This is a genomic window from Pseudomonas sp. JS425 (assembly GCF_018223845.1).
GTDB classification, from domain to species: Bacteria; Pseudomonadota; Gammaproteobacteria; order Pseudomonadales; family Pseudomonadaceae; genus Aquipseudomonas; species Aquipseudomonas asiatica.
The window spans coordinates 1,020,441-1,033,641 of record NZ_CP073661.1; the positions used below are offsets into that span (position 1 = coordinate 1,020,441).

The window sequence follows — 13,201 nt, forward strand, 5'->3', positions numbered from 1 at the left end:
CTGTTGTCACCAGCGACCTTAGATAGCGGTTGAGTCGTCGTTAGTACAGCACCTTGGCGATTACCGTGATTCCGAAGTCGAAACCGGCCATTCGAGCGCCTGAAGGCACACACGAAAATCGCTGCGGAACAAGTGGCAACTCCGGTTGGAAGCCCATATCGCCATGATGCGACAGATCAAGCCAGCTCAGATGGATCAATCCTCTGAGCTGCTTGCCTTGGGCCATCGCTTCAGCAGAACACAAGCCGCTCAGCCGAATCTATTACTTTAGTTTGGCAATTACCTTGATCTCGAAGTCGAAGCCGGCCAACCAGGTCACACCAAGTGCGGTAGCCGTCGAGTAAGGAGCCTCGCCCCAGTATTCAGCTGCAACCGCCCAAATGGTCTCGAATTTCGAGACGGGGTCCACCATGAAAATGGTTGTGTCGACCACATCATCGAAACTGCTGCCAGCCTCGGCCAGGATCGCATTGAGGTTGGCAAAGGCCAAACGTACCTGCGCCGCGAGGTCTGGCTCGGCCGCCCCATCCTTGCGACTGCCAACCTGACCTGATACGAACAGAAAACCGTTGGATCGAATCGCTGGCGAGTATCGGTGGAGCTCGTGCAGTGCATGGCGGTCAGGCGGGAAAACAACATCACGTTTGCTGTTCATGACATACCTCAATCAGAGCCATTGCGGCCCGCTAGTTACGATGGACCCACTGTAGAAACAGCGCCGTCCTGGATAAGGGGCAACTCTGGTCATGACTGTTTGTAGAATCCAAACAATCCGAACCGATTGGCGGCGTGAGATGGACCGTTTCGATGCGATGCAGGCCTTTGCCCGGGTTGTGGAAACCGGCAGCTTCACCAAGGCGGCAACCACCCTGAGCATGAGCAAGACCAGCGTGACTCAGCTCGTCCAGCAACTGGAGGCAAGGCTGCGTGTGCGCCTGCTCAATCGCACCACGCGGAAAGTTAACGTCACTGCCGATGGCGCTGCCTACTATGACCGCGTGGTGCGCCTGCTTGCCGATATGGACGACGCAGAGACCAGCCTGTCCAGCGCGTCGATGGCACCGCGGGGGAGGCTGCGGGTACCCGGGAAGACGTGACTTTCTATCGCTCTCCATCGCACTGGCGGGGGGATTACTAATTGGGGAAAAGGCTATCGCCAAAGAGATGGACGCGGGTATGCCAATGCCACGCACCAAGGCTCCTGGGGCTGGACGCAAGGTTGCAATGCTGATTCATCCTCGTATGGCCTTACTGGATCTCGTCGGGCCGCAGACCATCCTCCGAATACTAGGGTGTGACATTTATCTGGTCGCAAAAACGCTAGATCCGGTTTCAACGGATGTTGGTATCAGCGTCACACCGGATATCACTTTCGATCACTGCCCGAATGATCTGGATGTGTTGTTTGTACCGGGCGGTCTGATGGGCTCTCTGGTTGCCATGGAAGATCAGCAGACGCTCAGCTTCCTCGCAGATCGAGGTGCTTCAGCCAAGTATGTGACCGGTGTCTGTACCGGAGGATTGGTGCTTGCTGCGGCGGGACTGCTGAAAGGTTATCGGGCGACAGCGCACTGGGGCGTTGTAGACCTGTTGCCACTCATGGGGGCGGTTCATGAAAGGGGCCGTGTCGTGCATGACCGAAATCGTTTGACCGGAGGAGGCGTCACAGCCGGTCTGGATTTTGGTTTGACTCTGGCCTCGCAACTTTGTGGAGAAGATGCCGCGAAACATGTGCAGCTCATTATTGAATATTCACCCGAGCCACCCTTTCACTCAGGCACACCTGAAGAAGTCGGGGCTGAACGAATGATAGAAGAACGCAAAGGCCGAGTGTGGATGGACGGCCAGGCACGACAAGCCTCTGAGCGAGCGGCCGCGAGGCTCGGCTTACAAATCAGCACTGTAGACCAAGGAATAGGCCACCCATTGACGTAAGCATCCCAAGCCCTTGGCCGCCTTCCAGTTAGCAGGCGGCCGAAAATTCGCACAGCACCTGCGCGCTTTTAAGCGAAAGCAGTGTGTCTGCTGTACTACCTGGTCACTAGGGATGCTCCGATCAACTTGCTGCGCGGCGGCGGCAAGGGCGGTCTCAGTGACCAAGTGCAACACCCGAGGTAAGGTGCTGCATGACTACTCACTACACCCACTTGACCATCGAAGAGCGCGTAACGCTAATGATCATGCGTATGCAAGGCGCCTCGCTGCGAGCCATCGCCCAAGTGAATCGCCCCTGGTTTCGTAGACACCTCCAAGCCTCATAATGAGGCCCAAATAGGAGGTGCCATGAGTCGTCAGCGTTACCCCGAAGAATTCAAGATCGAAGCGGTCAAGCAAGTGACCGAGAAAGGCAAACCTGTCGCCGATGTCGCCCAGCGCCTGGGCATGTCCGTGCACAGTCTTTACGCCTGGATCAAGGTCTACAGCAAGCCCCAAGAGCAGCGTCAGCAAGACGACGATCAGCAGGCCGAACTGCGCAAGCTACGCGCTGAACTCAAGCGCGTGACGGAAGAGCGAGACATCTTAAAAAAGGCCGCCGCGTACTTTGCCAAGGAGTGCGGCTGAAGTACGCCTTCATCAAGAAGCACTCGACTGATTACCCGGTGCGGCGCCTTTGCCAAACCCTCAAGGTGCACCCCAGCGGCTATTACGCCTGGCTGGCCGAGCCTCAATCTGCCCGAGCAAAAGAAGATCAACGTCTGCTTGGCTTGATCAAACACGCTTGGCTGGAAAGCGGAGGTGTATACGGCTACCGCAAAATTCACGATGACCTGCGTGAGCTGGGAGAGGAATGCGGCCGAAATCGAGTCAGGCGCTTGATGCAGGCGGAGGGGCTGCGTTCTCAAACGGGCTATCGGCGGCGTCCAGGGTTCTATGGTGGAAAACCAACAGTGGCCTCGCCCAACCACCTCGCGCGGCAGTTCAAGGTAAGTGAGCCGAACAAGGTCTGGGTGACAGATATCACTTACATCCGCACCTATGAAGGGTGGCTCTACCTCGCGGTAGTGCTGGATTTGTTCTCACGCCAAGTAATTGGTTGGTCAATGAAGCCAAGGATGTGCAGCGACCTGGCTATCGACGCGATGTTGATGGCTGTTTGGCGACGCATCTGCAACTGCTGGCAACCAATCGGCTCAACACTATCAACTGACTGTTGCACTTGGAACCTGAGGCCGCCGTTCAAGCGCAGGGACAACCTGGACCTGTGCAAGCAAGGCCGCATTGGCGAGTCACCGGTGTGTGAAGGTCGGCGGTAGCGCAATGGCAAAAGAGACGGCACGTTCCTTTACGGTTCAGCCGTTTGCCAGCGAGGAAAAATCACAAGCGAAGCAATGATCGCTAAAAGTGCACCACCGGTGCTGTAGAGCATCCGTAAAAATACCAAATCGAGCTCAGATCCTCCTGACTGGCCAATCTGCGCGACCAGAATGAAATGGGGAGTGAGGAACATTAAATAGCTGATGTGGCTCACAGAGCGCCCAGCCAGGGTGCCAATAGAGACAGGCAGTATCAGTGCAGCCAACAAAACCGGATCATGGATTACGTAACCAAGAACGGCAGCAATGGCTCCCCCCAAGAAGGTGCCACCGACGCGTTCCAGAGACATCTTCAACGTTGAAGACATGTAGGGTTGCATGATCAGAAACACCGTGAGGGTCATCCAGTAGCCGTAATGCAACGACCACAATTGAACCATCCAGACTGACAGGGCTCCCGACAGCGCTACGCGAAGACCATGCAGAAAGAGGTTAGATTTGGGTGTGAAATTTTCTCTGAGGGCCGACCATAAAACTGGCGGCTTAACAGCATCAGATTGATCGTTCTGACACCATTGGAACAGTAATGCGGAGCCTGTAGCCCATAAGCTGCCGTAGAGAAAGTAACGTGCATAATCCAGTCCCTGGGCAAAGTCCTTTGCCGGGAATGCAGTGGATACCGCAAATGCCGTCGCTGTCAGCAAAGCAGGAGTGCTGATGCGCGCGCCGCAAACCTGGGCGTAAGCACCCGCAAACGCGAAGAGGGCCGACAGCACTATCGCCAGCGGCGGCCATTCCATCGTCCAGGCACCTAGCCCTGACGCCACGGCGCCGGTCATGCCGAAAACCAGGCCGACAATACAATCTTTTGCGGACTTATTGTCCGGAATCGACAGATAGCTCCAGAATGCGGCAATCGCTGACCAACAGAACAAAGGGTTGTGCAAGCGAGCCGCGAGGAGCGCCGGCACAGTACAGACAATCCCACCACACACTACGTAGCCAATGGGCACATTGCGTACCGCTTGCAACATCTTAACGGTCAGTGATTGCGACATGATCGAACCTTCACTACTCAACTGAAACCAGTGCGGTTCGATCGATCTTGTCAATCGAGGTCACCCCCGTGAGCGTCATTGCCACGCGCATTTCTTTCGAGAAGATATCCAGCATATTCTCGACCCCGTGCTGTCCGTCGGCGGCCAGAGCGTAAACCGTCGAACGCCCCAGCAGGCACGTCTTGGCGCCTAACGCGAGCATACGCACAACATCCAGCCCGGAACGAATGCCGGAGTCCACCAGCACCGTCAGGTCATCGCCCACCACGTCGGCAATGGCAGGCAAAGCCTTGGCGGTGGACAGCACACCGTCCAATTGGCGACCGCCGTGATTGGAGACCACGATGCCATCAGCGCCAAAACTGACTGCGTCCTTGGCGTCCTGTGGATCAAGGATGCCCTTGATAATCATCGGGCCCTTCCAAAACTCGCGGATCCACTCCAAATCCTTCCAACTGATGGAGGGGTCGAAGTTATTGCCTAACCAGCCAACATAATCTTCCAGGGTGGTGGCTTTGCCCATGTACTTGGAGATGTTGCCCAAATCATGCGGGCGACCGAGGATACCGACATTCAACGCCCAATCCGGCCGAGTAGTGGCTTGCAGGATGCGCCGTGTAGCTGCGAATGGACCGGACATGCCCGAGTGGGCATCACGGTAACGAGCGCCTGGTGTCGGCATGTCTACGGTGAACACCAGCGTGGTAACGCCAGCTGCTTGAGCGCGCTCCAGGGCATTACGCATAAACCCGCGATCCTTGAGCACATAGAGTTGAAACCAGATCGATTGCGGACTCTGGGAAGCAACCTCTTCAATCGAGCAGACCGATACTGTGGACAGGCAAAAGGGGATGCCTTTCGTGGCCGCAGCCTTGGCCGCTTGCACTTCACCACGACGGGCGTACATACCGGTCAGTCCAACGGGGCTGAGGATGATCGGCAGACTCTGTTCCTTTCCAAATAGCGTCGTCTTGAGATTCAGGCTGTCAACATTTCTCAAAATGCGTTGACGCAAGCTGATGCTGGCAAGGTCAGAGCTATTGGCCCGCAGTGTGTGTTCGGCATAGGCGCCGCCGTCGATGTAGTCGAATAGAAATCGCGGCAACTTGCGTCTGGCAGCTTCGCGATAGTCGGACGCCGATGAAATAATCATTCTCTACAACTCCTATGTGTCTAGAAAATTTCAGCGACGCAGGAGGTTGCTGAATGGATTTCACGATAAGGGTTTGTTGATCATGATAAAAACAACTTTTCCTACTCAAAATAAGTCGCTATTGGAATACACATGAATCTCAGAACGCTGCGAGTGTTTGTAGAAGTGGTGCGCCAGGGAGGGTTCTCACAAGCCGCTGAGGTGGTGTCTTTGACTCAGTCTTCAGTCAGCAAGGCGGTCAGAACGCTCGAAGATGAACTGGGAACACCACTCTTGAACCGTATCGGCCATAAAAGCGAGTTGACGGCCGCCGGTGAGATTGCCTTTCGACGCGCACTGGTTTTACTCGCAGAGCGCAACGATCTGATCGCAGAGATCAATGAACTGCGGGATCTGAAGGGCGGTACGCTGCGGATCGGCTTACCCCCTGTAGGCTGCGGGGTGTTGTTCGCTCAGATGTTTGCCACTTATCGCAGCCGCTATCCGAGGGTGAATATAGAACTGATAGAGCATGGGAGTAAGAAACTGCGTGAGTGCCTGGAGGCCGGAGAGGTGGACCTGGCTGCACTACTGATTCCGATCGATGAAACGTTCGCTTATCAGCAAGTGCGTAACGAGCCCTTAGTGGCTGTACTGCCTGGCGCCCATTCGCTTTCGCGACGCAAGCGGATCAACTTCAGTGATCTGGCGGATTCGCCATTCATCCTCTTTGAGGAGGGGTTTGCACTTAACGCATTAATAATGGCCGCATGTGATCGAAGAGCGATTGTGCCCCGGGTGACAGCCCGCAGCGGGCAAATTGATTTCATCGCCGACCTGGTAGCTGCTGGTTTGGGGGTAGCATTTTTACCGCGAATGCTTGCGCAAAAACATAAACATGCGGGCATCGCTCTGGTACCTCTTGATGAGCCAGATACGGATTGGAACATCGCACTGGCTTGGCGCGCCGGTGCGCATTTGCCTCCGGCTGCAATAGCGTGGTTAGAGCTGGCCAAAGAGCTGAGATAGTCCAACAAGATCCAATACCGCAAAGCGAACGACCGCGATGGGCGTTTAAGGATGCTCCGATCAACTTGTCGTGCAGCCGCGGCAAGTTGCAATTTTCCAGGCACCTACAGCGTCATTGGACGAAAAGTGACCGAAAAATCATGTACGGAGAGCTTTTTCGACCGGTTCTCCGTGTTAAACGCGAACCTCACCCATACCCATGAGCTGTTTTCGAACCCTCCACAGGTTTGCCAGGGCGAACAGCGTGGTCAACTGAGCCGTGTTTTTCATCAGCCCACGAAAACGTACTTTCACGTAACCAAACTGCCGCTTGATCACGCGAAACGGATGCTCGACCTTGGCCCGTGTCTGAGCCTTGCAGAACTCGATCTTGCGCTTGGCTTTGTACAGTACGCTGCGCTGGTTCAGCTTGGAATAGGTGCTGCGACGCGCTGCAATCTGCCAGATCACCCCCCGATTTTCATGCTCTTCGCGCCTTTCGACACCGGTGTAACCGGCATCTGCATACACGGCGTTTTCTTCGCCATGCAGCAGTTCAGCCACCTGCGTGACATCGGCCACATTGGCAGCGGTGCCATGGACGTGATGCACCAGGCCGGACTCGACATCGGCACCGATGTGCGCCTTCATCCCGAAGAAATACTGACCGCCTTTCTTGGTCTGGTGCATCTCGGGATCACGCTTGCCTTCTTTATTTTTGGTCGAGCTGGGGGCATGAATAATGGTGGCATCGACGATGGTGCCTTGGCGCAGCGACACGCCTTTTTCCTGCAGATAACCATTGATGACCGCAAGGATTGCCGGTGCGAGCTGATGCTTCTCCAGCAAGTGCCGGAAGTTCATGATCGTGGTGTCTTCGGGGATTGGCGCGCTCAGCGTCAGGCGTGCGAACTGGCGCATGGGCGTGATTTCGTAGAGCGCTTCTTCCATGGCCGGGTCGCTCAGGGAGAACCAGTTCTGCAACAGATGGATGCGCAGCATGGTTTCCAGAGGATAGGGTTTTCTACCGCCGCCGGCCTTGGGGTAGAACGGTTCGATCAGCTCCAGCAGGCCTGCCCAGGGCACCACCTGATCCATTTCGGCGAGGAAGCGCTCTCGGCGGGTTTGCTTGCGCTTACCGGCGTACTCGAAATCGGAGAAGCTCATCTGACTCATGGGCAAGACTTGTTGGCGTGGATGAACGGACCGCTATTTCAGCACAGGTCAGGCTGCCTGTGCTGACTTGATCGGAGAATCCCTTTAGACAGCCCCACTGCTTGGTTTTGCGCCAAGCTCTTCAGCTTCGTTTGACCATGTGTGACGGACCATTGAGACAGTCGCCACACCACAAATACGGCAGGTGCGGCAATCAAGACAAACCATGCCACAGCGGCTTGTCCATGAGGAATGATGATCGCGGCCGCAAGCAGTGGTCCAATCGCCGACCCAGTATTTCCTCCTACCTGGAAAGTGGACTGCGCTGTACCGAAACGACCGCCAGAGCCCTCACCTCTCACAAAAGTTGATTGGCCTAGTAAGGGCCAGTGTGTTCTCCCCTCACGACCGACGTGTGCGTTTTCGGTAAGGGATGAGGAGTAGTCGCAGCGATCCTTTAGCTCCCAGTCTGGCGACCTTGGGTTCAGAATCCGACCGGCAATGCCCGCCGTCACTACTTCAGAGGTACCAGTTTCCTCTGCTGCCAAAATTGCGGGGGGGCTCATGCTGGTGCCCAGGCCCGACAAATGGGCAGTTGCAGCCCTCAATCGCAAGGCTATCCAAGGCGGCACGTGTGTCAATCAAGATCTGATGCATGGCGGTGGCCGGCCTCACAGAGGGGAAACCGGAGATTCGGAAATGACTAAACCGCCTCCGTAGACATCAACCTCCTCGCAAGGCCGCAATCGACCCAAAGCTGCCCATGGCTAGGAGCAGCTATCGGCTAGAAGCAGCCATTTAGGCGTGTCTTCGATTTCTGGGGCAAATCAGATTAGAGATGGCTCTATGATATCATCGCTCTGAGCTCGACCACCTAAACCGGAGTTAGTAAGGGGCGTTGGAGTCAATTGAGCGAGCGCTCATAAACATACATGGATGAAGGATAAGACATGCCTGACATCAGGAAAATGGCAAATTCAGGGCTTTTGCTGTCACATAAGGATTTTTATAAGACACCTAGGAGCTTTTCTAGAATTCTAGGGCGTAGCAATAGGCGAGAGCTATTATTACATCTCTCCACGCTTTCTTATGTTCACCAAGAAGAGGAGTTCTTTCGTGAATGGGCGATAAAGAGAATTTGCAAAACAAAGTCACAGCGAACTTACGCCGAGAAGCGAGTGGTGTTTTCAAGATTGCAATGCTGGCGCCTATGGACCCTAATTTTTAAAGAATGGTCGCCACGCATAGATTCTTCAAGTGCTCGATCAGAATATGAAGTGCTACACGAAGTATTCGCTAAGCTTAATGATAGGCCGGATGACCTCAAGGATGATAGCGAGCAGGTCTTTCTCAAGGCGATCACAAGTAATGGAAGGGATCATAGGCTTCTCAAGCTCAGAAGAGCACAGCATATTTTCTGCACTGAAAGCCCCTTAACGCCATATATAAGGGTATTTGAGGAAAAGATCGGTGCTCCAATTAGAACTTATATCAATGCTATTTATTATCTGATCGAGTATTGGCATGGCTTGCGCCCCCACCTGGGTACGGCGCACGGTTTTGATGAATGGGCAGTTTCGGCAGAATGGTTCAGCATTCAACTCAATACACCCGCATCGCAAATTTCCGCCATATTTAAAGATATTTCGTTTTCAGTTGCAGAAGGCAGAGCATTTTCTGACAGCACCACAGGTAAGCCAAACGAATTCATGCTATATCGGGAGCGACCGCTTTTCGAGATTGAAAGTGGGAGATACGTGCCTGTCGAAGGAAAACTTCTAGAGGAGTTGCTATTTGAGAATCTTCTTTATCGAATTCATAAAGCCAATGGCGAGATCGAAGTTTTTCTAAGCAAATTTGGCGTTGAGTTTGAAAAATATGCCCAAAATTATGGCTTGACCTTTATGAGCGCCCTCGGGCAGTACCAAGTCATTGAGGAGTTTAGTTTCGGCGCTGACAATAGCCTCAAGTCTCCCGACCTTATGATCGCTCTGCCTGAAGAGAATTGCATTGTCGTATTCGAGTTTAAGTCTGCGCGCCCTCTCTATGCTAGTTTGTCTTCGGAAAACAAACCGGAAAAAGTAAATGAAAGCCTGACGAAGTTACTTGACAAGCCGTGGGAACAGTCAGTGAAAGCTGTGACGAATATCATGAAAAAGCACGCCCACCCTGCTTTCAATGATAGGGTGAATTATTTTTTTGTGGCCGTTACCATGAATAATTTTCCAATGACTTTAAAGGAACACGTTATCTACAATGCGGCAGGACAAGATATCTCATCGTACTTCCATTCCTTCGATATTGAAACGTTCGAACTGCTTATGCGGGCAGCTCGACTGTCACCTGAATATAGCCTAAGAGATCAGCTCAAGTGGTGCTATGACGCACGTCACGAAATGTCCGCCAAAACCAAGCTCAGTCGCTTCATTGACATTATGGAAACCCGAGGGGTCGTAGATGATCATGTTTATCATGACCTCCTGCAAGAAGTCTCTATGCGATATCGGGCATACTTTAAGTCCTTTTCAGCCTGAAGTTATAAGAACGTTTCTGCCTAGAGGTATCGTGAACGGTGAATGAAGCTTTAACGGACCAGTGATGCTCCCTTTGTAGCTCCTTACGACCCAAAGCAACTGTCCACGACAGACGGAAGTTGTCAATTGCTGCCGTTGGCGACTGGCCTCTCTAGGTCGATAGCGGAGACTGAAGTTAACGCTGCGGGGGCTCATAGCACCCCCCATCAAGGGATATTATGAGGCTTAGAGGTGTCTACGAAACTAGGGGCGATTCACATTGCGTAATGTCGCGCCAGTGTAGAGATACCCCTGTTCAGCCTTATAACGCTCCAGCATGCCGCCCAAAGCCTTCGTGGAAAGCACCACTTGGGTTTGCTTCTCTAGGATGTAAACGACGCGGTCAAATTGCTCAATCAAAAGGTGGACAATTTTCCGAGGAACGCCATCAAACCTGATTTTACGGTCCGTTTTCTCGTGCTGGCGTGGATTGAAATAAGGGCAGTTGTCACGGGCCTCGGTATCAATCGGACCAATCCCATGGATACCGGACGTAGTGTGCTTCCCAAACGGATTCTTAACGTTGGGCGGTAACTGGTATAGCCCAACCAGCTGAATTGGATTGTCGCACCGAGGGCAAACCGCGAATTGCGCGAGCTTGTCGCCACTCCCTGGTTGATACCAAGGTGTCCTTCGGAGGGTATCTAACTCGAATGCATCCTTGTCGATGTGTTTACCGCCCGTGTCTTGGGCGTGGAGCTTGTACTCGTTCATTGCCGTTGGGCCTCTCTAAATCAAGCCTCCCAGATGGTACTTACCCCTGGCTCGCGTGGACAGTCCGCCGACAGCAAGCTCAGCCTGAATGGTCCGGTGGTGACGATACCGGGTATTGCTGGAAGCTTAGGTAGCCTATCTTGCCGAACTGGTAGATACATTGCCGTAATCAATAGGCCGCTATCGACCCAAACCTGACGCTCGTCTGCTTCCCCAACCAACCCTACGCTGCATGTAAGCGAGAGTGCACATGGAGCATGATTACTTTAAACTGTCTCGTTTCATCGTGCGCGAGGCCTATCTAAGGACTCCCGTGCAAATTTGATATACCACTATGGAATTTTTTGAGGACAGGGGATGGCGGCAAAGTCGAAAGTTGCACACATTAAGCGAACTCTCGTGGCAGAGATTATTCGGGCCCAGAATATGACTCATGCTGTCCAGGCCCTGCCGAGATGGTCTCCTAAAAACACCATAAACACCATACATACCAAGTACGTAAACCAGATGATCGAACTCGCGTTCATGGGCATGGTTTCCGCTTGGGAAGAATTTCTCGAAGCCTCACTAGTACGATATATGACGGGAGCTGAGGCTGCTAATGGCTATTGTCCGACACCTAAATACGGCCGCGCTAAAGACTTGAATCACGCCTACGAGGTATTGTCGCATGACCCCGACTACAAGCGGAGCAAAGATTACCTGAAGGTCACCGAGCCGCGAGGGGTGTGGCGCACGGCTGATTTCTTTTTTGATCAGCACCCTTACGGTGCGCTGAATGGAAAGGAAGGTCTTATTCGACATGCTTCCGCTATCAGGAATCGAGTAGCGCATAACTCTGAAAAGTGCAAGCTGTCCTTCAAGTCCACCGCGTGCGCATTACTAGGGACCAAGCAACTCACTAGCGGATATCAGCCTGGAACCCTGCTCATCACTCCGATACAGCGCGCATTTCCAGCTAGCTACGTAGCGCGCGGCCTTAGTCATTTTGATGCCTTCGCTGAGCTCTATGAAGATCTAGCCAAAATCATTGTCCCAGATTGACTCTTCTGACTAGGGTCCAGTTGTTTCTCTGGTTATTTGGGTAGCGGAGTGACTCCCTTAGACTCGTTCGACCAAACATTAGTACCCTAATGATCCCAACAGGAACCGTTCATGACACTGGTAGTAGCTTGGACTAGAAAGACCCATACTGGTCGAGAACTTTGGATGCTTTCTGACAGCAGGCTAAGTGGCGGGAAGATCTGGGATTATGGTCCGAAGATATTCGGCATTGGCCGAAGTGACACTATTATTGCGTTCGCTGGAGACACCTCTTGGACGTACCCATTAATTGCTCAAATTTCCTCTTACGTAGAATCATTTATTAACTTGCGGGATCGAGTTGTCGACGTAGCTGACTTATGCAAACAAATCATCCAGATGCTAAATGACTCACTCTCCTTCGTGAAAGATACTGCGCATCCTTCCATGGCGATTCCGGCGTGTTCATTTATCTTTGCAGGATATTCAGCGCGCAGGAAAGACTTCTTTGTTCGCCGCATTGAGTTCCGGTCAAAAAGTAAAAAATTCGTAGCGACACCTCCCAAGACCTACGGTAGAGAGTTGGTAGCGTACGTAGGCGACGAGGAACCTGTAAAAGCGACTGTCCGGCGAGTGTCCGAAATCCTCAAACAAAGTAGGGTAAAACGCCCAAAACTTGACATGGTTCCGGCGGTGGCGTTTTTCGAAGTGCTCTCATCCGGAAAGTTTAGAGACATTGGCGGAGCACCTCAAGTGACCAAGGTCTATGAGCACATGAATATACGGCACTTTGGTGTGTACTGGCCCCCGAATGTTTCGAATGAAGAGCAGGAGATCTTTCTGCGAGGTCGCCTCCTTAAGACACATGAGGTGCTTGACCATCCGTGGGTTTACGACCCGGTTTTGGCCAAGCTCTGCTGGCACGATTTTTCTCCGGGACAACTTCGCGACCCTACAGTCGTAAAGCTGACCCAACCTTTAATAACCGAGTTGACACTTTGAGACCATCATGGAGCTGTTGGTTTATGTACCATCCCGTCCCTGTAAGCCGGTCGCTGTCGACTGCATATGGTAGTAGGTAGCCATTTGCGACGACCGCTTTGGGTCGATAGCGGCCTTTATGGAAGTTGGTGTCTACGGAGCCGGTTTATTCATTCTGAATCCCCAGTGTCACTCACCTCTGTTAAGGCTGGGTGGAGAAATGTCGAGCTGCTCAGATGCCTTTGAAATCGACCCATGGAGGGAGATGCAAAGGAAATTTCTGATTTTGTTGTCCAGTTCGGC

Annotated in this window: 9 protein-coding genes and 5 pseudogenes; 8 read left to right on the plus strand and 6 right to left on the minus strand. The window is 53.0% G+C overall.

Features of this window, described 5'->3' with window-relative positions; genetic code table 11:
* Window positions 1-262 precede the first annotated feature (262 nt).
* A complete protein-coding gene (locus tag KDB76_RS04640; RefSeq protein WP_212632237.1) occupies window positions 263-655 on the minus strand; it encodes a RidA family protein in 393 nt (130 codons plus the stop codon).
* A gap of 139 nt (window positions 656-794) precedes the next feature.
* Between KDB76_RS04640 and KDB76_RS04645 the strand changes: the two are divergent.
* From KDB76_RS04645 to KDB76_RS04660, 4 genes and pseudogenes are all read left to right on the plus strand, one after another.
* Window positions 795-1,082, plus strand: a pseudogene (locus KDB76_RS04645) (LysR family transcriptional regulator); the annotation flags it as partial.
* A gap of 94 nt (window positions 1,083-1,176) precedes the next feature.
* Window positions 1,177-1,935, plus strand: a complete 759-nt coding sequence (locus KDB76_RS04650; protein ID WP_212632238.1) for a DJ-1/PfpI family protein — start codon at window positions 1,177-1,179, stop codon at window positions 1,933-1,935.
* A gap of 191 nt (window positions 1,936-2,126) precedes the next feature.
* A pseudogene (locus KDB76_RS04655) lies at window positions 2,127-2,222 on the plus strand (helix-turn-helix domain-containing protein); the annotation flags it as partial.
* 61 nt (window positions 2,223-2,283) lie between these two features.
* Window positions 2,284-3,104, plus strand: a pseudogene (locus KDB76_RS04660) (IS3 family transposase); the annotation flags it as partial.
* A gap of 179 nt (window positions 3,105-3,283) precedes the next feature.
* On the opposite strand, the gene KDB76_RS04665 reads toward KDB76_RS04660, so the two are convergent.
* Window positions 3,284-4,312 (minus strand): FUSC family protein, encoded by a 1,029-nt coding sequence (locus tag KDB76_RS04665; protein ID WP_137187504.1) that lies wholly within the window; start codon window positions 4,310-4,312, stop codon window positions 3,284-3,286.
* Between the two features lie 13 nt (window positions 4,313-4,325).
* Window positions 4,326-5,465 (minus strand): FMN-dependent L-lactate dehydrogenase LldD, encoded by a 1,140-nt coding sequence (gene lldD, locus KDB76_RS04670; RefSeq protein ID WP_137187505.1) that lies wholly within the window; start codon window positions 5,463-5,465, stop codon window positions 4,326-4,328.
* A gap of 132 nt (window positions 5,466-5,597) precedes the next feature.
* Between lldD and KDB76_RS04675 the strand changes: the two genes are divergently transcribed.
* Complete coding sequence (locus KDB76_RS04675) at window positions 5,598-6,473, plus strand: LysR family transcriptional regulator (protein ID WP_137187506.1); 876 nt, start codon at window positions 5,598-5,600, stop codon at window positions 6,471-6,473.
* Window positions 6,474-6,647: 174 nt separating this feature from the next.
* Here KDB76_RS04675 and KDB76_RS04680 read toward each other — a convergent pair whose 3' ends face one another.
* A complete protein-coding gene (locus KDB76_RS04680; RefSeq protein ID WP_137187507.1) occupies window positions 6,648-7,628 on the minus strand; it encodes an IS5-like element ISPa41 family transposase in 981 nt (326 codons plus the stop codon).
* Window positions 7,629-7,702: 74 nt separating this feature from the next.
* Window positions 7,703-7,954: pseudogene (locus KDB76_RS29660) on the minus strand (MFS transporter); the annotation flags it as partial.
* A 603-nt stretch (window positions 7,955-8,557) separates the two neighbouring features.
* On the opposite strand from KDB76_RS29660, the gene KDB76_RS04685 reads away from it, so the two are divergent.
* Window positions 8,558-10,141, plus strand: coding sequence for a hypothetical protein (locus KDB76_RS04685; protein WP_137187508.1), 1,584 nt, complete (start codon window positions 8,558-8,560; stop codon window positions 10,139-10,141).
* Between the two features lie 255 nt (window positions 10,142-10,396).
* Here the strand turns inward: KDB76_RS04685 and KDB76_RS04690 are convergent.
* Window positions 10,397-10,894, minus strand: a pseudogene (locus KDB76_RS04690) (hypothetical protein); the annotation flags it as partial.
* A gap of 507 nt (window positions 10,895-11,401) precedes the next feature.
* On the opposite strand from KDB76_RS04690, the gene KDB76_RS04695 reads away from it, so the two are divergent.
* Complete coding sequence (locus tag KDB76_RS04695) at window positions 11,402-11,938, plus strand: hypothetical protein (protein WP_137187509.1); 537 nt, start codon at window positions 11,402-11,404, stop codon at window positions 11,936-11,938.
* Between the two features lie 111 nt (window positions 11,939-12,049).
* The gene (locus tag KDB76_RS04700; protein WP_137187510.1) at window positions 12,050-12,919 is read left to right on the plus strand and encodes a hypothetical protein; all 870 of its coding nucleotides are present in this window, start codon (window positions 12,050-12,052) and stop codon (window positions 12,917-12,919) included.
* Window positions 12,920-13,201 lie beyond the last annotated feature (282 nt).

What these genes read in the sequence shown, in the direction of transcription:
- KDB76_RS04640 (WP_212632237.1), bottom strand. Translation starts at nt 655, where the DNA reads ATGAACAGCAAACGTGATGTTGTTTTCCCGCCTGACCGCCATGCACTG.
- KDB76_RS04650 (WP_212632238.1), top strand. Translation starts at nt 1,177, where the DNA reads ATGCCAATGCCACGCACCAAGGCTCCTGGGGCTGGACGCAAGGTTGCA.
- KDB76_RS04665 (WP_137187504.1), bottom strand. Translation starts at nt 4,312, where the DNA reads ATGTCGCAATCACTGACCGTTAAGATGTTGCAAGCGGTACGCAATGTG.
- lldD (WP_137187505.1), bottom strand. Translation starts at nt 5,465, where the DNA reads ATGATTATTTCATCGGCGTCCGACTATCGCGAAGCTGCCAGACGCAAG.
- KDB76_RS04675 (WP_137187506.1), top strand. Translation starts at nt 5,598, where the DNA reads ATGAATCTCAGAACGCTGCGAGTGTTTGTAGAAGTGGTGCGCCAGGGA.
- KDB76_RS04680 (WP_137187507.1), bottom strand. Translation starts at nt 7,628, where the DNA reads ATGAGTCAGATGAGCTTCTCCGATTTCGAGTACGCCGGTAAGCGCAAG.
- KDB76_RS04685 (WP_137187508.1), top strand. Translation starts at nt 8,558, where the DNA reads ATGCCTGACATCAGGAAAATGGCAAATTCAGGGCTTTTGCTGTCACAT.
- KDB76_RS04695 (WP_137187509.1), top strand. Translation starts at nt 11,402, where the DNA reads ATGATCGAACTCGCGTTCATGGGCATGGTTTCCGCTTGGGAAGAATTT.
- KDB76_RS04700 (WP_137187510.1), top strand. Translation starts at nt 12,050, where the DNA reads ATGACACTGGTAGTAGCTTGGACTAGAAAGACCCATACTGGTCGAGAA.